18 protein-coding genes and 1 pseudogene are annotated in these 22,001 nt (G+C 63.1%); 8 read left to right on the top strand and 11 right to left on the bottom strand.

Annotated elements, in window-relative coordinates:
* The first annotated feature begins 139 nt into the window (after window positions 1–139).
* Complete coding sequence (locus tag Q9235_RS19295; protein WP_306223410.1) at window positions 140–772, top strand: calcium-binding protein; 633 nt, start codon at window positions 140–142, stop codon at window positions 770–772.
* A 153-nt stretch (window positions 773–925) separates the two neighbouring features.
* Here Q9235_RS19295 and Q9235_RS19290 read toward each other — a convergent pair whose 3' ends face one another.
* The 3 genes from Q9235_RS19290 to Q9235_RS19280 form a co-directional block, all read right to left on the bottom strand.
* Window positions 926–2,260 (bottom strand): HlyD family type I secretion periplasmic adaptor subunit, encoded by a 1,335-nt coding sequence (locus Q9235_RS19290; protein ID WP_306223409.1) that lies wholly within the window; start codon window positions 2,258–2,260, stop codon window positions 926–928.
* Window positions 2,261–2,305: 45 nt separating this feature from the next.
* The gene (locus tag Q9235_RS19285) at window positions 2,306–4,081 is read right to left on the bottom strand and encodes a type I secretion system permease/ATPase (protein WP_306228362.1); all 1,776 of its coding nucleotides are present in this window, start codon (window positions 4,079–4,081) and stop codon (window positions 2,306–2,308) included.
* Between the two features lie 298 nt (window positions 4,082–4,379).
* A complete protein-coding gene (locus tag Q9235_RS19280) occupies window positions 4,380–5,024 on the bottom strand; it encodes a thermonuclease family protein (RefSeq protein ID WP_306223408.1) in 645 nt (214 codons plus the stop codon).
* Between the two features lie 366 nt (window positions 5,025–5,390).
* Here Q9235_RS19280 and Q9235_RS19275 point away from each other — a divergent pair, with 366 nt between their 5' ends.
* From Q9235_RS19275 to Q9235_RS19260, 4 genes are read left to right on the top strand one after another with little or no spacing between them, the layout of a single operon-like run.
* The gene (locus tag Q9235_RS19275) at window positions 5,391–5,969 is read left to right on the top strand and encodes a CatB-related O-acetyltransferase (RefSeq protein WP_306228361.1); all 579 of its coding nucleotides are present in this window, start codon (window positions 5,391–5,393) and stop codon (window positions 5,967–5,969) included.
* Window positions 5,966–6,892: a glycosyltransferase family 2 protein gene (locus Q9235_RS19270; protein WP_306223407.1), complete on the top strand. Its 927-nt coding sequence runs from the start codon at window positions 5,966–5,968 to the stop codon at window positions 6,890–6,892. The genes Q9235_RS19275 and Q9235_RS19270 overlap by 4 nt, the downstream gene beginning before the upstream one ends.
* Window positions 6,889–7,905: a glycosyltransferase family protein gene (locus Q9235_RS19265; protein WP_306223406.1), complete on the top strand. Its 1,017-nt coding sequence runs from the start codon at window positions 6,889–6,891 to the stop codon at window positions 7,903–7,905. Before Q9235_RS19270 ends, Q9235_RS19265 begins: the two co-directional genes overlap by 4 nt.
* Window positions 7,902–9,140 (top strand): polysaccharide pyruvyl transferase family protein, encoded by a 1,239-nt coding sequence (locus Q9235_RS19260; protein ID WP_306223405.1) that lies wholly within the window; start codon window positions 7,902–7,904, stop codon window positions 9,138–9,140. The genes Q9235_RS19265 and Q9235_RS19260 overlap by 4 nt, the downstream gene beginning before the upstream one ends.
* 813 nt (window positions 9,141–9,953) lie before the next feature.
* On the opposite strand, the gene Q9235_RS19255 is transcribed toward Q9235_RS19260, so the two are convergent.
* A complete protein-coding gene (locus Q9235_RS19255) occupies window positions 9,954–10,523 on the bottom strand; it encodes a calcium-binding protein (RefSeq protein WP_306223404.1) in 570 nt (189 codons plus the stop codon).
* Between the two features lie 309 nt (window positions 10,524–10,832).
* On the opposite strand from Q9235_RS19255, the gene Q9235_RS19250 reads away from it, so the two are divergent.
* Together Q9235_RS19250 and Q9235_RS26875 are read left to right on the top strand one after the other, a co-directional pair.
* Window positions 10,833–13,394: an AMP-binding protein gene (locus Q9235_RS19250; protein WP_306223403.1), complete on the top strand. Its 2,562-nt coding sequence runs from the start codon at window positions 10,833–10,835 to the stop codon at window positions 13,392–13,394.
* 218 nt (window positions 13,395–13,612) lie between these two features.
* Window positions 13,613–13,717: pseudogene (locus tag Q9235_RS26875) on the top strand (hypothetical protein); the annotation flags it as partial.
* A gap of 14 nt (window positions 13,718–13,731) precedes the next feature.
* On the opposite strand, the gene Q9235_RS19245 reads toward Q9235_RS26875, so the two are convergent.
* From Q9235_RS19245 to Q9235_RS19215, 7 genes are all read right to left on the bottom strand, one after another.
* The gene (locus Q9235_RS19245) at window positions 13,732–14,556 is read right to left on the bottom strand and encodes an inositol monophosphatase family protein (RefSeq protein ID WP_306223402.1); all 825 of its coding nucleotides are present in this window, start codon (window positions 14,554–14,556) and stop codon (window positions 13,732–13,734) included.
* Entirely contained in the window at window positions 14,553–15,395 is an 843-nt protein-coding gene (locus Q9235_RS19240; protein ID WP_306223401.1) for an endonuclease/exonuclease/phosphatase family protein, read from the bottom strand. The genes Q9235_RS19245 and Q9235_RS19240 overlap by 4 nt, the downstream gene beginning before the upstream one ends.
* 10 nt (window positions 15,396–15,405) lie before the next feature.
* Window positions 15,406–16,269: a carbohydrate ABC transporter permease gene (locus Q9235_RS19235; RefSeq protein ID WP_306223400.1), complete on the bottom strand. Its 864-nt coding sequence runs from the start codon at window positions 16,267–16,269 to the stop codon at window positions 15,406–15,408.
* Window positions 16,266–17,144, bottom strand: a complete 879-nt coding sequence (locus Q9235_RS19230; protein ID WP_257735620.1) for a carbohydrate ABC transporter permease — start codon at window positions 17,142–17,144, stop codon at window positions 16,266–16,268. The genes Q9235_RS19235 and Q9235_RS19230 overlap by 4 nt, the downstream gene beginning before the upstream one ends.
* 9 nt (window positions 17,145–17,153) lie before the next feature.
* Window positions 17,154–18,443 (bottom strand): ABC transporter substrate-binding protein, encoded by a 1,290-nt coding sequence (locus Q9235_RS19225; protein WP_306223399.1) that lies wholly within the window; start codon window positions 18,441–18,443, stop codon window positions 17,154–17,156.
* A 54-nt stretch (window positions 18,444–18,497) separates the two neighbouring features.
* The gene (locus Q9235_RS19220; protein WP_306223398.1) at window positions 18,498–19,535 is read right to left on the bottom strand and encodes an ABC transporter ATP-binding protein; all 1,038 of its coding nucleotides are present in this window, start codon (window positions 19,533–19,535) and stop codon (window positions 18,498–18,500) included.
* Between the two features lie 336 nt (window positions 19,536–19,871).
* Window positions 19,872–20,654: a DUF899 domain-containing protein gene (locus tag Q9235_RS19215; protein WP_306223397.1), complete on the bottom strand. Its 783-nt coding sequence runs from the start codon at window positions 20,652–20,654 to the stop codon at window positions 19,872–19,874.
* A 116-nt stretch (window positions 20,655–20,770) separates the two neighbouring features.
* Between Q9235_RS19215 and Q9235_RS19210 the strand changes: the two genes are divergently transcribed.
* Window positions 20,771–21,991, top strand: coding sequence for a helix-turn-helix domain-containing protein (locus tag Q9235_RS19210; RefSeq protein ID WP_306223396.1), 1,221 nt, complete (start codon window positions 20,771–20,773; stop codon window positions 21,989–21,991).
* The last annotated feature ends 10 nt before the right edge of the window (window positions 21,992–22,001 follow it).

The raw sequence follows: 22,001 nt of genomic DNA, 5'->3' as shown, positions 1-22,001 counted from the left end.
AACAATAGATCACCCGATTGGCTGCGATGATTACGATTCATAGTTACCCGACGGTTTGATTGACGATTGAAACCTCCCTTGTAAACACTTCATTAACCAGTAAAATCTCTTGCTGGTTAGCTGAGGGGAGTTTTGAAAAATGGCAGTACCAGGACAACAAAATAAAATACTCGGAACCGACAAGAAAGATTTCCTCTACGGAACCAACTTGGATGATTCGATCCTTGGCGGCAACAAAAGCGATCTTCTTCTCGGAAAAAAGGGTAACGACTATCTCGATGGCGGCAACGGCAACGACCTTCTTTTCGGCGGCAACGGCGATGACTGGCTGCTCGGCGGCGGAGGCGACGACATCTTGATCGGCGGCAGCGGCGCGGACCAGTTCCGCTTCGACGGCGCGCAGATTTCCGGCAGTCGGGACACGGATATCGTGGCCGACCTCAATTTCGCGCAAGGCGACAAGCTCGTCGTCTACGGCTTCAAACCCGGAACCTTCGACGACAAGGACGGGATCACCGAAGATGCGGACGGCAACGATCTCGACATCACTGTGCCTTATCCGACCAACCCGGCTCGCTATGGCGAAGGGTTCGTCGCGGACTCCGTCGACGATCTCGTGGAGCTCGTCAAGTATTCGACCGGCGCGAGCGCGCAGAAGGGCTTTTGCGACACGCTGATCCTGAAGCTGGATGACGGCACCCGCCAGCAGACCATCCTGCTCAACGGCTGGGCCGACGCGTTCGCCAACGCCGGCGGCGTCTACGGCATCTGATAGCGGAGGGGCATCGCGCGCTTCGGCCCGCGATGCCCTGCGTTTCGCCAGGGCATACCGGCCGATCCGGGTACGACGGAGCGCATAGTCCCGCCTCGGCCTAGGTCACCCGCCCCGGACGCATCTTGCAGGACAGCGCTGGCCCGAAGCGCCCTACTCTTCCCGGAACGCGCGATTCAGCTGCTCGAGCAGGGGTTTCATCAGGAAACTGGCGACAGTGCGCTCGGATGTCTTGATGAAGGCTTCGGCCGGCATGCCCGGGATGAGCTTCAGCTTGCCGAGGCGCTCGCGCTCCTTGTCGCTGACGCGCACACCGACAAGATAATACATCGCCCCGGTCCGCTCATCGCGCGCGATATCGGCGCCGATCCTGAAGATCGAGCCATTCAGCTCCGGTGTCGTGCGACTGTTGAACGCGGAAAAACGCACCCGCGCCGGCTGATCGGCATGAATCTGATCGATGTCGGCCGGGTTGACCTTGGCCTCGATCACCAGCGTGTCGCGCTCAGGCACGATGCTCATGATCGCAGCGCCAGGCGCGATGACGCCGCCGACCGTATGGATCTGCATCTGATGCACGATTCCGTCGCTTGGCGAGCGCAGGTCGATACGCTTCAACTGATCGTCGGCCGTGGCGAGCTTTTCGTTCAGCTCCGCGACCTTGGCCTCGGCCTCCCGGCTGTCCTTGGCAACCTCGGTCTCAAGGGCCCGATCGATCTGCAGGATCTGCAGCTCCGTCTCGCTGATCCGCGCATTGATCTGCGCGGCCCGCGCCGTGAGTTCCCCCATCGTGCCGCGGATACGCGCGACCTCGCGCTCTAGCTGGGTCACGCGCGGCTTGGCGACCAGGTTCTTGGCCAGCAGGCCTCGCATGTCGGCGAGTTCGAGCTCGGCGACACGGACCTGCTCCACGGCCGACTTGTATTGCGCGTCCGTGCCCCTGATCTCCTGCTGCGACTGCTTGATCTGCTCACTGAACTGGGCGCGCTGGCCGACGCGGGTGCGTGCGCGCGCTTCGAACAACGCCGTCTCGCTGATCAGAGCCTGCTTGATCTCGGGATCGACAGCGGCCATCGCCTTGAGATCCGCCGGCACGGCCATCGTGGCCGCCTGCTCCCGCTCGGCATTCAAACGCGCCTGGCGCACCCGCTGGGTGTTGAGGTCGTTCAGGACGATCTGCCGGGCGGCTCTCGTGGCGGTCTCGTCGAGCCGCATCACCACCTCGCCGGCCGCCACGCGCTGGCCCTCCTTGACGAGGATCGCACCCACAACGCCGCCAATCTGATGCTGCACCTTGTTGACGCTGTTCTCGACGACGACGGTGCCGTAGGCGATGACCGCGCCCTCGAGGGGGGCCATCGTACCCCAGGCGACACTGGCGCCGACGAAGCTGGTGCTCGCGATCAGGCCGAGCCGGATGTACCAGCCCATCTCCTTGGGCCGCCGGGTCTCCACTTGCGTGCCCTTGAACTCGAGCAACTCTGTCATCACCAAACCCTCATTGCGGCCTTCCGCGCCGACAGGATGTTCATTTCATATACCGGCGCCGCCAGACGGGCCATTCTCGACGCGCGGCAGCCCCGGATTGTCGCGGGCCGGGGCCAGGCCAGCAGGCTGAGCATTGCCAGTCGCAACCTGCGTCGCCGCGGTACTGGCGAGGTTGTTGCGCAGCACTTCACCCTTGTCGCCATAGCCAATGACGAAGCCGTCACGCAGTACAAGCAGCGCATCGACCGCCGCGATCGCGCTGGGTCGATGCGCGATGACGACCGCGATCCCGCCGCGTTGGCGCACCTGCATGATCGCAGCCGACACAGCCTGCTCGCCATCCGCATCGAGGTTGGAGTTGGGCTCGTCGAGGACGACGAGAAAAGGGTCGTCATAGAGCGCGCGGGCAAGCCCGATGCGCTGTCGTTGGCCCGCCGACAGATAAAGTCCGCCCGACCCGACCATCGTGTTCATGCCCTGCGGCATCGCGAGCAATTGCTCGTAGCAGCCAGCAGCCACCGCCGCCTGGTGGATCTTGTCGGCCGGCGCGTTGGGTTTGAAGCGGCTGATGTTCTCGGCGATCGTTCCTTCGAAAAGCTGCACGTCATGGGGCAGATAACCGATATGCTGCCCGAGTTGGTCGGAATTCCAGTGCTGCAGCGCGGCCCCATCCAGCACGATCTGCCCGCGGGCCGGCTGCCAAAGCCCGACGAGAGCCCGGCCGAGCGTCGACTTTCCGGATGCCGAATGACCGATGATGCCGAGCCCCTGCCCCGCCGCAAGATGAAACGTCGCACCCTTGATGATCGGCCGACCATCGCTGGGCGCGACCATCACGATGTTCTCGACCGTGAGAGAGCGCTGCGGCGGCATGAGCAGCAGTTTGGCCCTGGGTTGCGAGTAGTTCTTGAACAGCGCGGCGAGGCGCTTGTAGCCAAGCCGGGCCTGCTGAAAGCCGCGGTAGTTCGTAACCACCATGTCGATCGGCGCGATCGTGCGCGCGCTGATGATCGAGGCGGCAATGATCGTGCCTGGGGTCATCTCACCCTTGATGACCAGATAGGCGCCGAGGCCGAGCGTCGCCGACTGGATGACCATGCGCAGCGTGCGCGAAGCCGAGGCGAGGCTGCTGGAAACGTCGTTCGCCTTCAGCGCCAAGGTGGAATAGCGACTGTTCTGGGCCTGCCAGCGCTGGCGCATCGCATCCAGCATGCCCATCGAGACAATGGCTTCCGCCGCCTGCAGCGAATTGCCGGCCAGCACGTTGCGGCTCGACGCGGCTTCGTGAGCGACCAGCGTCGGCTTGTGCTGCTTGGCCTCGCTGGCAAAGGCGACGACAACCAGAAGCACGACGCACAACAAGGCGAACCACCCGATGAGCGGATGCAGCACGAAGCACAGCAGGAGATAGATTGGCAGCCACGGCAGATCGAAGAAGGCGACCGGCCCGGCTCCAGACAGGAAACTGCGGATCAGCTCCAGGTCGCGGAAAGGCTGCATCTGCTCGGCCGCGGCGCCCGGACGGGAGGCCTGCATGCGCACGAGGTGGTTGTAAAGCTCCGGGCCGCTGGCGAGATCGACCCTTTCGGCAACGCGCCCGAAGATGCGGGTGCGAATGACCTCGAGACCGCCCTGGAAGGCAAAGGCGATCAGGGCCATGATGCTGAGCATGACGAGCGTGGGCACGCTGCTGCTCATCAACACCCGGTCATAGACCTGGAGCATATAGAACGAGCCGGTCAGCATCAGGATGTTGATCAGGCCGCTGAAGAAGAACAGTGCCCAGAACGCTTGGCGGCAGGTCCGAAGAGCGTCGGCCATCGGCGTGCCCGCCCGATCGCGGCCGAGCTGAAATGCATCGCCGAACGCCATTGCAACTCCATGAACTGCCGTGATCGCCAAGAAGAAGGTCGATTTGGCGTTCGGATTGCCAGATCAGCCGGCGACGGCCCGCTTATAGCAGTACAATAGCTGCCTTTCCAAGACTGCGGCGCAACGCAGCCTCTTTCGCTTGCCGTAGCGGTTAATTCGCCACACCGGGCGATGACGCAGAAGTCACCGGCCCGTCATGCGGCAGTCGACTGTGGCGACCGCCGCATCGCTTGGCCGGGCCGTCATTTCAGTGCTGAGCAGCGATAACGAGCCCGTTGCGGGTCTCGGCATCGGCCCACATGCCGCGCTCGGAGCTGCGCGCTTCGCGCATGGCAGCGAGATGCAGACCGTCGACGGTCGGGCGGCCGATTCCGGAGCGGACAATCCACTCGGCGACATCCTGACCATCGATCGCGCAGGCGACCAGCTTCGGCGCCTCTCCGACAGCGGTCGTCATCGTGCAGGTCATTTCCTTGCGCGTCACGAAATTCACGAGCTGGACCCGCGCCCGCGATCCGCAGGCGATCCTGGCTCCGTCCCCATTGCGGCAGATCTTGTTGAACGACATGCCTGTGACACCCGGCAGCTCGATCGTGCGCTCCTCCTGGGAGTCGAGCGTGACCACCGAGATCGCAACGCTATCCGTGCGGACCGCCGAGCGATGCACGATGAAGCGCTCCGTCGTTTCAGAGGCGACGGCGCTCTTGGCGGGCAGCGACCCAGTCGCGAACAGCGGGCCGTCGACCCCAATGGCAGCAGGCTGCTCGACGGCAAACACCGTTTCTTCGGCGCTGGCCGCCCCGATGCCATGAAGTGAAACGAGGCCCGCAACAATCGAGCCGGCAACAATCGCGCTAAACTTGCGTCCAGACTTTCCAGTGAGCGTATTCATGATGCGTCCCCATCGATTTCAACTCTTATCTCTAGCTAACACTGCAAAGTTTAAATCGACGTGTCGGAGCGTAGTTAAAGTTTCTGCACGACATCGCGGTTAATTATTCCTGGCTCCTTGTCGTAAAATGCCGAATTCGATAACTTTAATCATACCGCTAACAATTGGTTCTCAAGGGTAGGTAAGCCATTGAGATTCCGGCGTGCCGATGGCAGGAAGCATCGCTATGGCAGATCAGAATCGCCGATACGGGCGACGCCCGAATGCAGGCTTGGCGAACGCCGCCGAGCTGACCGCCGTCAAAGCGGCAGGATCGATGCGATGACGGTCGCCGGACGCCTTTTAGAGAAGCTGCGGCTCAGGTTGATGCTGCGCAACGAGTATGAAAGCGAAGCGCTCAGACACTATTTTGCGACGCGCTTCGACATTCATGTCGGGCTCTATTCCTACGGCTGCTTCGACCGATGGCGGATTCCGCTGACGACCCGGATCGGACGCTACTGTTCCTTCGCCAGAACCGCCCGCATCCTCGACGCCAATCATCCAGTCGAGGCGCTGAGTACGCACCCGTTTCTGTATGAAAGCCGCTTCGGCCTCGTGAAGACCGACATGATCGCCCCGCCGCCGCTCGTCATCGAGGATGATGTCTGGCTCAGCCACAACGCAATCATCACGCCCGGCTGCAAGCATATCGGACGTGGCGCGGTGATCGGCGCTGGCGCCGTGGTGACGCGTGACGTGTCGGCCTACGCGATCATGGCCGGCAATCCCGCGCGCCTGCTGCGGATGCGCTTCGACCCCGAAACCATTGCTGCGATCGAGGCGAGCCGCTGGTGGCTGCTGGACCGGCAGGAGCTTGCCGCGCTCGTGGCCTCGCGGCCGGAGACGGTCTATCACCCTTCAGTCGTCACATTGGCCCGCCTGCGCGACGTGCTGCCGCAATGAACAGAGCGACGCCGGACCCAGAACACGGCAAGTCGTCGGGCAGCGATCTCATCGTTTCCGTCGTCGTGCCGCATTATCAGGATCTCGCCAATCTCGACATCTGCTTGAACCTTCTCAGGCAGCAGACACTGCCGGCCGAGCATTTCGAGATCATCGTGGTGGACAACATGTCACCCGCAGGCTTCGCGAGCATAGCCGAGATCGTCGCCGGACGGGCCCTGCTGATCGAGAACCCGCAAAAGGGCGCAGGGCCGACGCGCAATGCCGGTGTGGCGCAGGCGCGGGGCGCGGCTCTCGCTTTTCTCGATTCCGATTGCCGCCCGGCACCCCACTGGCTGGAGTACGGACTTGCAGCACTGGCCGGGGCCCCTGTCATCGGCGGCCGCGTCGATGTGCTGATATCGGACCCGACGACGATGTCGGCAACCGAGGCCTTCGAGATGGTCTTCGCCTTCAACAACGAAGGCTATGTCCGCGACAAGGGCTTCTCGGTCTCGGCCAATCTCTTTGTCAGGCGCGATGTCTGGGCGCTGGTCGGCGGGTTTCGCGACGGCATTTCCGAGGATGTCGACTGGTGCTGGCGCGCGCGCGACGCCGGTTTCCCGGTCACCTATGCGCCGGAAGCGCGCGTCGGCCATCCCGCGCGGCGAGACTGGTCGGAACTGGTCCGAAAATGGCGCAGGCTGACCCGGGAAGGCTACGCCCTCCACCGGGAGAAAGCCGGTAGCCTGCCCTCATGGCTCCTCCGCAGCTGGGCCGTGCCGTTATCGGCACTGGCGCATCTCCCCCGCGTCATGCGCTCACCCAAGCTCAGCCGCCCTATGGACCGGATGCGGGCCGCTGGCATCCTCCTTGCGATCCGGGCCTATCGCTTCATCGACGCGCACCGCGCCCCATTCGAGAAACCAGAAGGGCCAGCATGACCGAGCAGCCAAGCGCAGCGAATGCACCTTCGACGCATGCGCCCGCTTTCCATGTGGCGGTCATCATGGTCGGCTTCCGCAATGCGGATGATATCGAACAGGCCGTCGGCTGCCTGCAACGGATGAACTATCGCGACCTCTCCGTCCATATCTGCGAGAATGGCGGACGCGAGGCTTTTGTTGCGGTAGCGCGCACGCTCGGAATGGCCGATGCTGGAGACGGCGAGACCGATATCTCGATCATACTCGAGGGCCTTCACGGCCCGTTCGAAGCAACCCTTCATCTCGCGCCCGACAATCTCGGCTATGCTGGCGGCGTCAACTTCTGCCTAGCCGGGCTGTCGCGCTGGGACGCCATCTGGATCCTCAACCCCGATACCCAGGCTGATCCCGACAGCTTGCGGGCGCTCGTCGATCATCGCGCATCTGGCGATTACGGCGTGGTCGGCAGCAGGCTCGTCAATCCGACGACCAATCAGGTCCAGCTCTATGGCGGCCGCTGGCGGCGCTGGATGGCGCGCGGCCTCAATATCGGCCTGGGGGCCGACCCCGCCATCGTGCCGGATGTCGAACACGTCGAGCGCGAGATGGATTATGTCAACGGCGCATCGATGCTCGTCTCGCGCCCCTTCATCGAGACCGTAGGCCTGATGAAGGAGGACTACTTTCTCTACTGCGAGGAAATCGACTGGTGCCTGGCGCGGGGCAGTTATCGCCTTGGCTATGCCCATGCCTCGCTCGTGCATCATGCCCATGGCAGCACCATCGGCTCCAGCAAGAACCGGCGGATGCGCTCCCGCTTGTCGGTCTATCTCGACGAACGCAACAAACTGCTCCTCACGAGACGTCGCTTCGCCTCGATTTATCCGTTCGTTCTCATCACGACATTGATGCTGACGACACAGTATCTGCGTTACGGCGCCGTCAGAAACTTCGGCTACGCACTTGCGGGGTGGTGGGCCGGGCTGCGGGGCGAGACCGGAAAGCCGCTCTGGATGAGGAGCCCGACATGACGATGGCCACCCCCGATGCTGCAGACAGCGTCGCTCCCGCCAAGGCCGTGCGTGTCGCGCTGCTGTGGCATTCGCTTCGCTCCGACAATCTCGGTGTCGGCGCGCTAACGATCGCGCATATGCGCATCATCCGCGAGGCGGCGGCCGCGGCCGGCGGGCGCGTCACCTTCGATGTCATCGGCTTTGGCGGAACGGCGCATTATCCGCCGGCGGAGAACGATGCCGAGGAGACGCTCGTCAGAGGCAGCAAGAACCTGCTGCCGGGCTTTCCGATGTGGAAGGCGCTGGGGCGCGCCGACCTCGTCCTCGATATAGGCGCCGGCGACAGCTTCGCCGACATCTATGGCGCGAAGCGCTTCATGTGGATGTGGGTGCCGAAGCTCATGGCCCTGCTGCAAGGCAAGCCGCTGGTGCTGGCGCCGCAGACGATCGGCCCGTTCCGGAACCCGGTCTACACGCGCCTGGCCAGCTTCGCGATGAAGCGCTGCCGCAAGATCTTCGCGCGCGACGGCCAGTCGAAAGCGGTTCTCGACCAAGAGAAGCTCGGCGATATCGCGGCCGAAACCGTCGATGTCGCCTTCCGCCTGCCGTTCGAGCGGCAAACGCGGGCGCCGGACGGGCGCATCCGCTTCGGCCTCAATGTCTCAGGGCTGCTCTATGCAGGTGGTTATACCGGCCAGAACCAGTTCGGCATTAAGGGCGACTATCGCGCGATGATCGACCAGATCATCACCGGACTTCTCGCCCGCGGCGATACGGATGTCGTCCTGGTGCCTCACGTGATCACGTCCGAGGGCGATAGCGAGGACGACATCCATGTGTCGCGCATCATCGCCAAGACATTCCCCGCATGCACGATTGCGCCTCGATTCGCTTCACCGAGCGAAGCCAAGAGCTTCATATCAGGGCTCGATGTCCTGGCCGGTTCGCGCATGCACGCCACGATCGCGGCCGTATCATCGGGCGTTGCGGTGGTGCCGCTCGCCTATAGCCGCAAGTTCAGCGGCCTGTTCGCCGCTGTGGGCTATCCACTCGTCGGCGATTGCACGAAGCAGGACGAGGCCGAGCTCGTCGCGCTGACGCTCGACGCGGTCGATCGCCGTGCCGAGCTGGGGGCTGCGGCGCGGCGTAGCAATGAGATCGCGCACGAGCGACTGGGCGTCTACAGCGCCTTTCTGGCGGAGCTCATCCTCGCGTGCCCGGAGCGGGGCATGCAACCTCAGATCCGGAACTGATTTCCCAGACTCCAGATCACTCGCCGACGGCAGAACCTGCCTCTCCAACAATGCAGAGGCGAGAGCATTACGCGGGATCTGCCCGCCTCGCGTCTGCGCGAGTGACAGCCTGGGCGAGGAAACGCCTGCGCGAAACCGAAAAGCCCGCGGGTTAGAAGGTTACCTGCTCCGCAACCCACGGGCATGGCCCTGGCGCCGCACGAGCGAGGCCACCTATGCCATGAACTTCGGTGTATGCCTTACACAGACCCTGCCATCGCCGAGGAAATGGGCGAAGTCGGCCTGGCGCCGGAGCATGTCGCCGATGGGTGTCAAAACCTCGGCTGCGGATTCCGACGGAGGTGGCCGCGTTATCCAATCATCGACCGACCAAGTTCCGAGAAACAAAGGATCGGGCTTCGGATCATCATCCGGCCAACGCGAGGGTTTGTTCCGGATCCTGTTTCCGGATGTGGGGACAGGCGTTTCCGGTCGAGCCGAAGTCGCTGCGGACAGCTCCGACTGGCGCTCTCTCAGGTTCTCTCTGATGAACGCGACGCGCTACGCATTGTAGGCGATGCGATTTATGATCGCGCGGCGATGGTGGGATTTCCGACGACCTCATACCAGCGGTCCACAAGGATCGGACTGGTGATCACGGCCGCGCGGCGCTCCCTCGCGATCCTCGGTGAATTGGAGGGGATCGCAGCCCTCGGTGTCGCCGAGCCTCTCCGGACCCTGGCCTTAAACGACCAAGGTCGGCCCTGGTCGCGATCGCTGTTATCGTGGCAAGGAGCGCAAAAGCGCTCCTTGCTTGTTTAGCTACAATAAATATCAGCCGATAAGTGTGCTGCCGCCAGCCGCAAGGAAGTCGGCATAGCCACCGTTGATCTGGATGATCTGAACCTGACCCGGCGCAACATCAAGACGCAGAACGAGCGCCTGCGAGCTTTCCGTGAACGTCATCTTGCCGTTCGAGTTGCTGATCAGCGAGACGATGTCCGAGTAGGAGTCGATGATGGCGCTCGTGCCACCGGCGAGCACCTTGGCTCCCGCGTCGCCGCCGTTATCGAAGAACCCTTCGCCGAACTTCGAGAGCGAAATCTGATCGCCATCACCAAAGTTCAGATCATAGATCCGGTCATGGTCGGAGCCATTGTCGCCTTCATACTGAGTCCCGATGAAGACGAAGGTATCGGCGCCCTTGCCGCCATACATCCGGTCGTCACCAGCGCCGCCCACGATATAGTCGTCGCCCTTACCGCCAGAAATGATGTCGTCACCGCCACGCCCATCGAGATAGGTACCCTGATTCAGCGGCGGAGGCCCCGCGACCGGCGCCGTCCCGAGAACATCTGCTCCCTTCGTACCAAGAACCGGATCGCCAGCGTAATTTGCGGACATTTTCAAACCCTCGAACACTCGAGCGCGAGAATGCCGTTAGCGCCAAACACTCGGTGCCAAGAGGGCGAAATCGCTCGTGCTGAACGGTTACCTTAATATTTCGTCTCCGACAATAGGAAAATCGTTAGATTAGGATCGTGTTTAATCGGTTAGGTTAAACACCTTCTGAATCAGAGCGTTGCGTCACCTCGTTGCGACACCCGCTGGACGAACCCTCGGCGATCTGCTCCAAGAACGCTCAAATCGCGGCGTAAGCCTTCGCGTGATTGCCGCCGCGCCGGACGTTCTGTGTTGGAAGGCTTTCTAGTGATGGTTTATCATGACGCGCCTCCGTTCTGGCTGAATCTCGAAGTATTTGGAGACGCAACCGCGCTCGTGGACGACGCCGGCCAGCGCATGTCATATCGGAACCTCGCCCGCGAGGCCGATGAGGCAAGAAGCGCATTGCCTGCCGCCGGCCTCATCGCGATCGAGGCCGCCAATCAGATAACCGCAATCGTCACCTATCTGGCATGCCTGCGGGCGGGTCGCCCGGTCCTGCTTCTCCCTCCCGAGAAGGCACCTGGCCAAAACGCCGCGATCATCGAGACCTATCGCCCCGTCTGGCTCGTTCAGGCGGATCGGCCGCGCGAGGAGTGGGCCCGGACAGCGGGATCAACGATCGTCGAGCCACATCCCGACCTGCGGGTGCTGTTGACGACATCCGGCTCGACCGGAAGTCCCAAGCTGGTGCGCCTGTCGGCCAGGAACATCAATTCCAACGCCAAAGCGATCGCCGAATATCTCGACCTGACCTCCGCGGATCGTGCGCCAACCACATTGTCGTTCAGCTATTCCTATGGAATGGCCGTCCTGAATTCCCATTTGTCTGTGGGCGCAACGCTGCTCCTGACCGAAAAATCGGTAACCGACAAAGCATTCTGGAGCCTCTTCGCCCGTGAGAAGGCAACGAGCCTCGCCTGCGTTCCCTATCATTTCGATCTGCTGGACAGGGTTGGCTTCGCCGAGATGGCTCTTCCGTCGCTGCGATACGTAACCCAAGCGGGCGGTCGCCTCAGCGATGAAAGGATCAAGAACTATGCCCGGCTCGGCCAAAGCCGCGGCTGGTTATTCTACGTCATGTACGGGCAGACGGAAGCGTCTCCGCGCATGTCCTATCTACCACCACATGACGCCATCGCCCATTCCGATACGATTGGCAGAGCGATCCCCGGCGGAACGCTTTGGCTGCGCGGCACAGACGGCAGACCTATCGAGACCTTGGGCAGCCAGGGCGAGCTCATGTATGCTGGCCCGAATGTGATGATGGGCTATGCCGAGACATCGGAAGATCTGCGTCATGGAAATCAAGTCGAAGCCCTTGAGACCGGCGATATTGCGACGAAAACTGAGAACGGGTATTATAAAATCGTCGGTCGAGCCAAGCGCTTTACAAAACTATACGGATTAAGAATCAACCTCGACGACGTCGAAAGCTCACTCTCCACTCAGTTGGGTTCAACAGTCTACTGTGCCGGGTCAGACACCAGGTTGGCGGTTTTCGCGACTTCGCCGGTGGCACCGGCACGAATTCACCAAATCCTGCGTGAAACAATCAAAATTCAACCGAGCGATGTCGACATCATCGAGGTGCCCCAGGTCCCGCGGCTCCTCAACGACAAGCCGGACTACAAAGCCCTCAACGAAGTGCATCGCGCCTACATTGCCGAAGCCGGCACCCGCGCACGGGAAAATCCGCCCGACGCCGACACCATTGCAGACCATGTCCGGATCGTACTTGGCAACCAGGCCCTACCCGATTCCATCTCGTTCGCCGAAACCGGAAGCGATTCGCTTTCATACCTAAACGTAAGCCTCGTAATTGAAGAGAAACTGGGCTATCTCCCCGACGATTGGGAGAAAATTCCGCTAGGCTCATTTTCTGAGTTGGAGCCCCGATCTTCTCGATCAACCATGGTCGAAACCGACCTTCTTGTCAGATTTTTCGCCCTGGTCGGCGTGGTTCTGCTCCATTCGACGGGTTACCCGGTGGCGGGGGGCGCTTTCGTATTGTTGGCACTGACCGGTTACTCTCTGGCTCGCTTTCAAACTCAAAGCCTCATGGATGGCAGATATCATCAGATCATATTTCAGTCCCTTACAAAAATCTTGGTACTTTACTATATCATTATCGCTTCGTACAGTTTTTCGCGAGAAATCCCAATGAATTGGTTTTTCTTGATGGGCAACATGTCAGGCGGCCAAAGAAGCCTGATAGAACCTTATTGGTTTATTTCCGCTTACGCTCAGCTTATTGTGATTTTTACCTTGGTATTTGCTGTTTTTATGAAAATAAATCCTCCATGGAGACCATCCTCGGCTGGAATGACGCTCTTGTCGGTGGGTTTTATTTTTTGGATCATCGGATATTTTTGGATCAATGAATTCGATGTTACGATGAGAAATCCATTAGTTCTTTTCCACCTGCTACCGCTTGGGTGGATTATATACTACGCCCAATCGAATAAAGAAAAAATGATCGCAACACTGGCTGTTCTGCTGGTGTCTGTTTTTCTATGGTCGTATTCCCTCAATTACCAGCTTTCCATGCTTTTTGCGCTGAGCGCGATAATTTGGCTGAAAGGCATACGACTCCCAACAAAGATCGCACGCGCGCTGAAGATTGTAGGCGCGTCCAGCATATACATCTACCTTGCCCATGTCGTTCCGGTTCACATCTTCCGGTATAGCCTCAATATGGAGGCTCACGCAGGAAAGATTCCGGTGTTCTTGCTCTCACTTTTAGCCAGTATCGCGATTGGCGTTCTGATCCACCTGACCTTGAACAGGCTCGTAAGGCTTCGATCTCACCTGAATCGGCAACCCGCGTAGAAGCGTCGCCAGCAAGATTAGCCCGGAAACGCTGGAGCGCTTCCGGGCTAATCTGCTTCATATCCAATGGCCTGGCATGATCGGCGCGCTCGTCCAGGGAAGCTGGGCGACAACCGTGTCGGCGACAGCCGGCGAGCGCCGATCGACGCCCAGTCCTTCAAGGCGATTGACCTGAGACCCTGATCTTCCTCCAGATTTGAGTAGAGTCCGTCACTCACATCATGGAGCGCATGGAGAACGAGGGCATCGTCGGGCCGGCTAACCACGCAGGGAAACGCGAGATTTTGGGGGAAGGACCGCGTCAGCGTGACGAAGAGGACTGAGCGGCGTTTGCCGTTCAGTCCAGGAGGATCGACCTGATCTCCTGCCAGCTCGCCTCATCCGGCGCGCAGAGCAGGCCGGCCGGGCGCTCGGTCGGCGAATAGGGCCGGCCGTCGAGCAGGCGCGCATGGCCGCCGGCCTCGCTGTAGAGCAGCACGCCCGGCGCATGGTCCCAGGGGTTGAGGCCGCCGTAGAGCAGGAATTGCAGGCGGCCCGCCGCGGCAAGCCGGTATTCCTGCCCGCAGCAACGCAGCGAGCCGACTTCGAGGAAGGCTGGGAAGCGGCCGGGAAGCGTGCTGCGCAGCGGCTCCGGGAAATACTGCCAGCTCGCCATGCCGTTCATCTGCTGCGTCGCGACGGCCGGCGCGACGCGCAGGTCGCGGCTCGTGCCGTCCCCGGAACTCATCCAGGCGCCTTTGCCGCGTAGCGCCATGGCGCTGTCATCGGCCGTCGGATCATGGATCACGGCGGCGCCGATTTCACCTTTGACGATGACCGCTGCCATGACCGCGAAGAGCGAGAGATCGCTGGCATAGTTCAGCGTGCCGTCGATCGGATCGATGACGAAGGCAAGCTCGGCTTCGGAGAGCCTTGAGAGGAGGGAGGGGTTCTTCGTTACCGCTTCTTCGCCGATCAGCACGGCGCCCGGAAAGGCTTTGGTGAGCTCGGCGCAGATAAGGCGCTCGGCCGCCTCGTCGGCTTCGGTCACGACATCGACCGGGTTCTGCTTGGCGCGGATATCGTCAGCCGCCAGGCGCCGGAAACGTGGCATCACCTCGCGCCGTGCCGCCTCGCGCAAGATGGCGTCGAGCCGCTCGTGATCCTGCCGGGTGAAGATCATCCCAGCTCGAACTCGACCAGGATCGGCTGGTGATCCGAGGCGCGCGTCTCGATGTCGTAGGTGATCGAGCGCGCCCGCTCTGCGAGATCGGGCGTCGCCAGCACATAGTCGAGGCAGCCCGGTGGACCATAGGTCTGGTCGCAGATGAAGGCGGAGGGCGGATGCGGCTCCGCGCCTTTCAACACCGGCCAAAGGTCGACCAGCGACGGCACGCCGCCGGTGAAGGGCGCGAGCAGTTGCGCCATCCCGGTATCGTCCGGCCGCATGTTGAAATCCCCCGTCAGGATCGCACTCGCCGTGTTCGGCGTCGGCGCATAGGTGTGGGGGCCGGGGTGGCGCGGTGTCGCTTGCCGTGCGGCGGCCATGCGGTGGATCTGCCGGATACCATCGACTTGGGCAGCACGCAGCACAGGCGACGAGTACTCCAGATGGGTCGTCATCAGCCGGATCGGGCCGTGAGGCGTCTCGACCATCGCCTCGACCAGCACGCGTGGCATGTTGCGCGTCGCGGCGGCTTCCCAGGGCAGGACATGGCGCAGCGCCTGCGCCACCGGCAGCCGCGACAGGATCAGATTGCCGAAGCGCTTGCGGCCGCCCGCGCCGTCCGGAACATCGACGCCAACAGCCTCGATCGCAGTGAAGCCCGGCAGGAGTTCGCTGAACAACGCGAACTGGTCGGTGCGGTCGTTGCCGTCGAGATCGGGGAAATTCGCTGCGACCTCCTGCAGGCAGAGCACGTCGAAATCCGCCATTTGCCGGGCATGGTCGATGATGCGGCGCGGATCGACCTTGTCGTCGACGCCGCGGGCCCACTGGATGTTCCAGGTGATCAGCTTCATCGGAACGCGGTCACTTGATGCCGGCGCGCATGAAACTCTGCACGAACTGGCGCTGGAATAGCAGGAAGCCGACGAGCAATGGCGCCGAGGTCATCAGGGTCGCCGCGCAGATCACCGCCCAGTCGATGCCCTGATCGCTCGATGAGAAGACCTGCAGACCGACCGTCAGAGGCCGCGATTCCACGGAATTGGTCACGAGCAGCGGCCAGAGGAAGTTGTTCCAGTGATAGCTGACCGAGACGAGGCCGTAGGCGACATAGGTCGGCTTCGCCAGCGGCACATAGACCCGCATCAGCACCTGCAGCGGGCTCGCGCCCTCGACGCGGGCAGCGTCGTCGAGCTCCTTCGGCACCGTCTTGAAGGTCTGCCGCAGCAGGAAGATGCCGAAGGCCGAGGCGATATAGGGCAGGGCGATCGCGGGGATCGTGTCGATTAGGTTGAGCTTGGCCAGCGTGCGGTAGTTCTCGACGATCAGCGCGTCCGGCATGATCATGAGCTGCGCCAGGATCAGCACGAAGGCGACGTCGCGGCCCCAGAAATCCTGCCGTGCCAGCGCATAGGCGGCGAGTGTGCCGAGCACGATCTGGAAGGCGAGGATCAATGTGACCAGGATGAAGGTATTGAGGAAATAGCGGGCGAAGGGCGCTGCCGCCCAGGCGCGCGTGAAATTGTCGAGCGTCAACGGCGCAGTCAGCACGAAGCGCGTGGTGTATTCGGCCGGGTGGAACGCCGCCCAGACGGCATAGGCCAGCGGCAGCACCCAGATGAGCGCGAGCAGGATCGCGCCGGTCGATTCCAGCGTGAGGGACAGGCCCTTCGGCGCGTAAGGATCGCTGCGCGTCGCTGATGGTGCGGGGTGGGGCGCGGCGCTCATTGATAATGCGTCCTGCGTTCGAGCCAGCCGTACTGGACGAAGGCGACCAGTGCGAGCAGCGCCAAGAGCACGCAGGTCAGCGTCGCCGCATAGGCTGTGTCCCAGAAGCCGAAGCCGACCTGGTAGATGTAGAACAGCAGCAGTGTCGTTGCATTGTCCGGGCCGCCGCGCGTCATAACGAAGACATGGTCGACCATGCGGAAGGCATTGATCACGGCATTGATCAGCACGAACAGCGTCGTCGGCATCAGCAGCGGAAACTGGATGCGCCGGAAGAAGGTCCAGCGCGACGCGCCTTCGATCGCTGCCGCCTCGCCGAGGCTGGGCGGGATCGCCTGCAATGCCGCGAGGTAGAAGATCATGAAGAAGCCGGCTTCCTTCCAGATCGCGACGATGGTGATGGCGTAGAGCGCGGTGTCCTGCGAGCCCAGCCAGTTGGTCGAGCGCGCGCCGAACAGGCCTGTGATCTGCTCCAGCAAGCCGTATTGCGGCGTGTAGAAGAACAGCCAGATATTGGCGACCGCGATCATCGGCAGGATCGTCGGCGTGAAGAAGGCCATGCGGACGAGCGTGCGCCCTGCGATCTTGTCGTTGACCCAGACCGCCATCAATAGCGCCAACGCGATCGAGGTCGGAATCGTGCCGAGCGCGAACCAGAGATTGTTGCTCATCGCCTTCCAGAAGATCGGATCGGCGAGCATCTGCTGGTAGTTCTCGAGCCCGATGAAGCGCGCCGGGCGGCGCGCCTTCGGGGTCGAATAGAAGCTCTCGATGAAGCTCGCGACCGCTGGCCAATGCGTGAACAGGGCCAGGCAAGCCATGGCCGGCAGCAGAAGCAGCCAGCCATGGATCGTCGCGGTCGCGCGGTTCGTCATCGGGTGGGATCAGCGATAGGCCTTGAGGATGCGCTCGGCCTCGGCTTGCGCTTCCTCCATCGCCTTCTGCGGCGCCTTGGTGCCGGTCAGCGCCGCCTGCAAGCCATCGTTCAGTGCCTTGGTGACGCGCTGGTTCTCATGAGTCGAGAGCTCCGCCACGGCGCTCGAAAGCTGATCGCGCGCGACGATCGCCTGCGGAAAATCGGCGACGTATTTCTTCATTGCTTCGGTCTCGTAGGCGGCCGGCGTCACGCCGACATATCCGGTATCGGCGCTCCACTGCGCGGCGCGCTCGGGGGTGGTGATCCAGCGCACGAACTTGAAGGCGGCTTCCTGCTCGGCCTTGGTCGCCTTTTTCGAGAGATAGAAATTGCCGCCGCCGGTCGGGCTGCCCGGCTTCTTGCCGGCCGGCAGAACCGCGACGCCGAACGGGAACTTGGCGTTGGCGCGGACATTGGTGAGATTGCCGGTCGTGGTCCACATCATTGCGACCTTCTTCTCGAAGAAGTCGCGCGGCGTGGTGCCCCATTCGACGATGCCGGGCGGGTGAACCTTGTGCTTCTGCGCGAGGTCGACCCAATACTGCAGGGCTTCGACAACACCCGGATTGGCGTAATCGGTCTTGTCTCCGGCGGCATTAGCGAGGATCGCGCCGGCCTGGGTCGTGAGGCCCTGGAACAGCCAGTAGGGGAAGCCGGAGGAAGGGATCTGGATACCCCATTGGGTGACATTGCCGGCGGCGTCGCGCTTGGTCAGCTTCTGCGCGAATTCGAGCTGCTCGGCCCAGGTCTTCGGCGGCTTCTCGGGGTCGAGGCCGGCTTCCTTGAACAGCTCCTTGTTCCAGTAGAGCACGACCGTGGAGCGCTGGAACGGGATGCCCCAGGTCTTGCCGCCGGTCTGGCTGTTCTCCATGAAGCCGGGATAGAAGCCGGCGAGCCACTTCTTGTCCTCGTCGGTCTTGATGAAGTCGTCGAAGGGCACGATCGCCTCTTCGTCGATCAGCGTGAACATGTCGGTCGAGAGCAGCACCGAGAGCACCGGCGGCGTGCCGCTCTTGTGCGCGGTCAGCGCCTTGACGATGGTCTCCTGATAGGTGCCGGCATAGATCGGCTTCAGCTTGACCGAGGGGTTATCCTTCTCGAAGCCGGCGGCGTAGTTGTCGATCAGCTTGGTGATCGGCCCGCCGACGGCGACCGGATAGAAGAACGAGAGCTCGGTGCTCTGCGCCCGGGCGATGCCGGGCAGGGCGGTCGCGCCCGCAAGGGCGGCCGTGCCGCCAATAAATTCACGCCTGTCCATGATGTCCTCTCTCCCTTTGCTGGGATGGTCCGCACGCCCGACGCTCCGGCCGGTTCAGTTGCGAACCACCTTCCGTTCCGACGCCTGGTCGAACCAGTGCAGCGCCGATTGTGACAACGTGATGTAGATCTGTTCGCCGGCGGTGGCCCGCACTTTCCCGGGCCGCTTGACGATGAAGGAATGGCCGTCGATGCGGGTCTCGAGCAGCGTGTCGGAGCCGAGATATTCGACCGCGACGACCTCGGCGGTGACGCCGCTGCCGGTGATCTCGACCATCTCCGGGCGGATGCCGACCGCAAGGCTTACAGGGTCGAGACCCTCAGGAGCCGTGATCGCGCCGCCCTTCGCCTGCACGGTGGCGAGCGGCAGCACGTTCATCGGCGGCGTGCCGACGAAGCGGGCCGCGAAGATCGTTGCCGGGTTCTCGTAGAGCACGTCGGGCGGGGCGTCCTGCTCGATCCGGCCGTTGCGCATCAGCACGACCTGATCGGCCATGGTCATCGCCTCGACCTGATCATGCGTGACATAGACCATGGTCATGCCGAGCCGCTGCTGCAATTCGCGGATCTCGCGGCGCATCTCGACGCGCAACTGAGCATCGAGATTGGAAAGCGGCTCGTCCATCAGGCAGACCGGCGCCTCGGCGACGATGGCGCGTCCGAGCGCGACGCGCTGCTGCTGGCCGCCGGAGAGCTGCGAGGGCTTGCGTTCGAGCAGGGCGGAGAGGCCGAGGATCGAGGCGGCGCGGGCGAGGCGCTCGTCGCGCTCGGCCCGCGAGACCTTGCGGACCTTGAGCCCGAACAGGATGTTCTCGGCGACGCTCAGATGCGGGAACAGCGCGTAGTTCTGGAAGACCATGGCGATGCCGCGCTGCGAGGGCGAGGCATGGGTGACATCGCGTCCGCCGATCGCGATCGTGCCGCTGCTGGTGTCTTCCAGTCCGGCGATCAGCCGCAGGGTCGTCGACTTGCCGCAGCCTGACGGGCCGAGCAGGGCTACGAGATTGCCCCCTTCGACGGTGAAGCTGATGGCATCGACGGCGGCCATGCTGCCCCAGGTCTTCGAAACCGTCTTCAGCGCTACAGAAACCATTCGCGATCCGGTCAACCGAGGTCATGGTGAGCCGGCACAGCAATAGCGCGTCACCAGCGTGAAGTCAGTGCGACCATGACGCGAAAAATCTTTTGCGCACAAGAGGCCGGCCGAAAGGCCGCGAGCCCAGAGCGCGCGGCACGCGGCTCGTTGATGCCGCCGCCCAGGCCGTTGGATCATGATCGCCGGATGCGGACCAACGCCTGCCAGCAGGAACAGCGCCCCACGAGACCGTCCTCGGCGAGGAAATGTCGCGTCACGTAGTCCGCCATCAGGATTTGGCTGAACTGCGCGGAAGCAATTGTCTCACCGCTGATCCCGGCGGTGAGGGCGGTTTCAAGCGGGCGCGGCTTGGCGGGCGGCGTAGCGGTCGCGATGGAGCCACCACGGGCCTTGCGCCTCGTTGCGGCCCTTCGGCGCCCGGTCGAGCCAGGCATACATGCCCCAGATGCCGTCCACCCCGCGCGAATAGGTCGAGTAGGTGTGGTAGATCGCGCCGTCCTCGCGGATGAAGGCGCTCATGCCCGGCCTGTCGCGGTGATAGGTCGGCACGTCCACTCCGGACATTTCGGCGAACGAGCGCTCGATCTCGTTGCCGGAGGTCCGCCACTCGAATTTCGGCTGGTGGCGGAAATTGTAGTCGATGCCCTGCGTCCGCTCCTGCATTTCGGTGAAGGAGACGTTGTAGTCGAAATTGAAGTCGCTCTCGCCGGACGAGGCCCAGGGAAAGCTCCAGTCCATCCGTTCGCGGAAGGCGAGCAGCTTGTCGATCGGCGCCCGCGAGATCGCCCAGAGCATCACGTCGTGATTGGCGAGATGCGTGGCCGAGCCGTTGAACCCGTCGGCGATCGCCGAACAGGACGGGCAGCCGGCCTTGTAGTCGGGCCCGAACATGAAATGGTAGACGAGAAGCTGCGAGCGCCCCTGGAAGAGATCGGCTAGCGAGGCGTCGCCATGCTCGGTCTGGAAGAGATAGTCCTTCTCGACCTTGACCCAAGGCAGGGCCCGCCGCCGCTCGGCGAGGGCGTCGCCCTGCCGCGTATACGCCTTCTCGGCCTCCAGCAGTTCGAGCCGGGCGGCAAGCCATTCCTCGTGTGTTCTGATCGCATGACTGGTCATTATGTTTCACTCCTGTCGGGGGATGTCCGCGCCGCCTCGACACTCGATGCGGCGTCGCGATCGGTGGTAAGGCGGAGGCGGCAGGCGGTGGGAGTGACAAGTTTGGCGGGATTCCGATGGACTCGCTGATCACGGCGGCGGCGCAGGCTCTGGCGAAGGGCGATCCGCTGGGCGCGCTGAATCGGGTAGCCTTGCGCGACGATGCGCCTGCCCTGGCGCTGCGCGGTATCGCCATGGCGCAGCTCGGCGATTTCGCCCGCGCCAAGCTTTTGCTGCGCCGCGCCGGCCGTGCCTTCGGGGCGGGGGAAGCGGTCGCCCGCGCCCGCTGCACCGTCGCCGAGGCTGAGGTCGCCCTGGCGGCGCGCGATCTCGGCTGGCCGCCCGGCAGGCTCGATGAAGCTGGGGCGGTGCTCGAAGCCCATGGCGATCGCGCAAACGCGGCCCATGCGCGCCTGCTGGACATCCGCCGCTTGCTGCTGATCGGGCGGCTCGACCATGCGGGCGAGCGGCTCGCCGGCATCGATCCGGCACGCCTTCCCGCCGGGTTGCGGGCCATCCACGGACTGGCCCGCGCTGGCATCGCTCTGCGCCGGGTCGAGGCGCGCGTGGCGCGGGCTGTGCTCGCGGAAGCACGAGAGGCGGCTGGCGCGGCCGGAATCCCGGCGCTGATCGCCGAAGTCGAGGCCGCGCGCCACCTGCTCGAAGAGCCGGCCGCGCGCCTCATCGCTGATGGTGTCGAGCGCCCCTTGCTGCTCGACGATGTCGAGGATCTGCAGGCCTCGGAGGCTCTGATCGTCGATGCCTGCCGCAATGCCGCGCGCGACAGCAACAACGCGGTTTCGCTGGCGACACGCCCCGTGCTCTTCGCCCTGCTGCGAACGTTGGCCGAGGCCTGGCCGATGGATGCGCCGCGCGACGTGCTGATCGCCAGCGCCTTCGGGTCGCGCTTCACCGATGAATCCCACCGGGCGCGGTTGCGCGTCGAGATTGGCCGGCTGCGCGCGGCTTTGCGCCTACTGGCGCGGATCAGCGCGACGGAGCGCGGCTTCGTCATCGCCCCGCGCCGCGCGACGGGGATCGTCGTGCTGGTACGCCCGGTCGAGGAGAAGCATGCCACGGTGCTCGCCCTCATGGCCGATGGCGAGACATGGTCGAGTTCCGCTTTGGCGCTGGCGCTCGGGTCGAGCCAGCGCAGCGTCCAGCGCGCGCTCGAGGCTCTTGCCGAGACCGGCAAGGTCCAGTCCTACGGGCAGGCGCGCGCGCGTCGCTGGGTGATGCCGCCGCTGCCGGGTTTCGCGACCGGTTTGTTACTCCCGATGTCCTGGCCGGATGGCTAGGGTTCGGCAT

It is taken from the genome of Bosea beijingensis, assembly GCF_030758975.1.
Taxonomy (GTDB): Bacteria; Pseudomonadota; Alphaproteobacteria; order Rhizobiales; family Beijerinckiaceae; genus Allobosea; species Allobosea beijingensis.
This window is presented reverse-complemented; position numbering and strand designations above follow the sequence as displayed.

Coding starts and splice junctions, on each gene's coding strand:
- Q9235_RS19295 (WP_306223410.1), top strand. CDS start 140: ATGGCAGTACCAGGACAACAAAATAAAATACTCGGAACCGACAAGAAA.
- Q9235_RS19290 (WP_306223409.1), bottom strand. CDS start 2,260: ATGACAGAGTTGCTCGAGTTCAAGGGCACGCAAGTGGAGACCCGGCGG.
- Q9235_RS19285 (WP_306228362.1), bottom strand. CDS start 4,081: ATGGCCGACGCTCTTCGGACCTGCCGCCAAGCGTTCTGGGCACTGTTC.
- Q9235_RS19280 (WP_306223408.1), bottom strand. CDS start 5,024: ATGAATACGCTCACTGGAAAGTCTGGACGCAAGTTTAGCGCGATTGTT.
- Q9235_RS19275 (WP_306228361.1), top strand. CDS start 5,391: ATGCTGCGCAACGAGTATGAAAGCGAAGCGCTCAGACACTATTTTGCG.
- Q9235_RS19270 (WP_306223407.1), top strand. CDS start 5,966: ATGAACAGAGCGACGCCGGACCCAGAACACGGCAAGTCGTCGGGCAGC.
- Q9235_RS19265 (WP_306223406.1), top strand. CDS start 6,889: ATGACCGAGCAGCCAAGCGCAGCGAATGCACCTTCGACGCATGCGCCC.
- Q9235_RS19260 (WP_306223405.1), top strand. CDS start 7,902: ATGACGATGGCCACCCCCGATGCTGCAGACAGCGTCGCTCCCGCCAAG.
- Q9235_RS19255 (WP_306223404.1), bottom strand. CDS start 10,523: ATGTCCGCAAATTACGCTGGCGATCCGGTTCTTGGTACGAAGGGAGCA.
- Q9235_RS19250 (WP_306223403.1), top strand. CDS start 10,833: ATGGTTTATCATGACGCGCCTCCGTTCTGGCTGAATCTCGAAGTATTT.
- Q9235_RS19245 (WP_306223402.1), bottom strand. CDS start 14,556: ATGATCTTCACCCGGCAGGATCACGAGCGGCTCGACGCCATCTTGCGC.
- Q9235_RS19240 (WP_306223401.1), bottom strand. CDS start 15,395: ATGAAGCTGATCACCTGGAACATCCAGTGGGCCCGCGGCGTCGACGAC.
- Q9235_RS19235 (WP_306223400.1), bottom strand. CDS start 16,269: ATGAGCGCCGCGCCCCACCCCGCACCATCAGCGACGCGCAGCGATCCT.
- Q9235_RS19230 (WP_257735620.1), bottom strand. CDS start 17,144: ATGACGAACCGCGCGACCGCGACGATCCATGGCTGGCTGCTTCTGCTG.
- Q9235_RS19225 (WP_306223399.1), bottom strand. CDS start 18,443: ATGGACAGGCGTGAATTTATTGGCGGCACGGCCGCCCTTGCGGGCGCG.
- Q9235_RS19220 (WP_306223398.1), bottom strand. CDS start 19,535: ATGGTTTCTGTAGCGCTGAAGACGGTTTCGAAGACCTGGGGCAGCATG.
- Q9235_RS19215 (WP_306223397.1), bottom strand. CDS start 20,654: ATGACCAGTCATGCGATCAGAACACACGAGGAATGGCTTGCCGCCCGG.
- Q9235_RS19210 (WP_306223396.1), top strand. CDS start 20,771: ATGGACTCGCTGATCACGGCGGCGGCGCAGGCTCTGGCGAAGGGCGAT.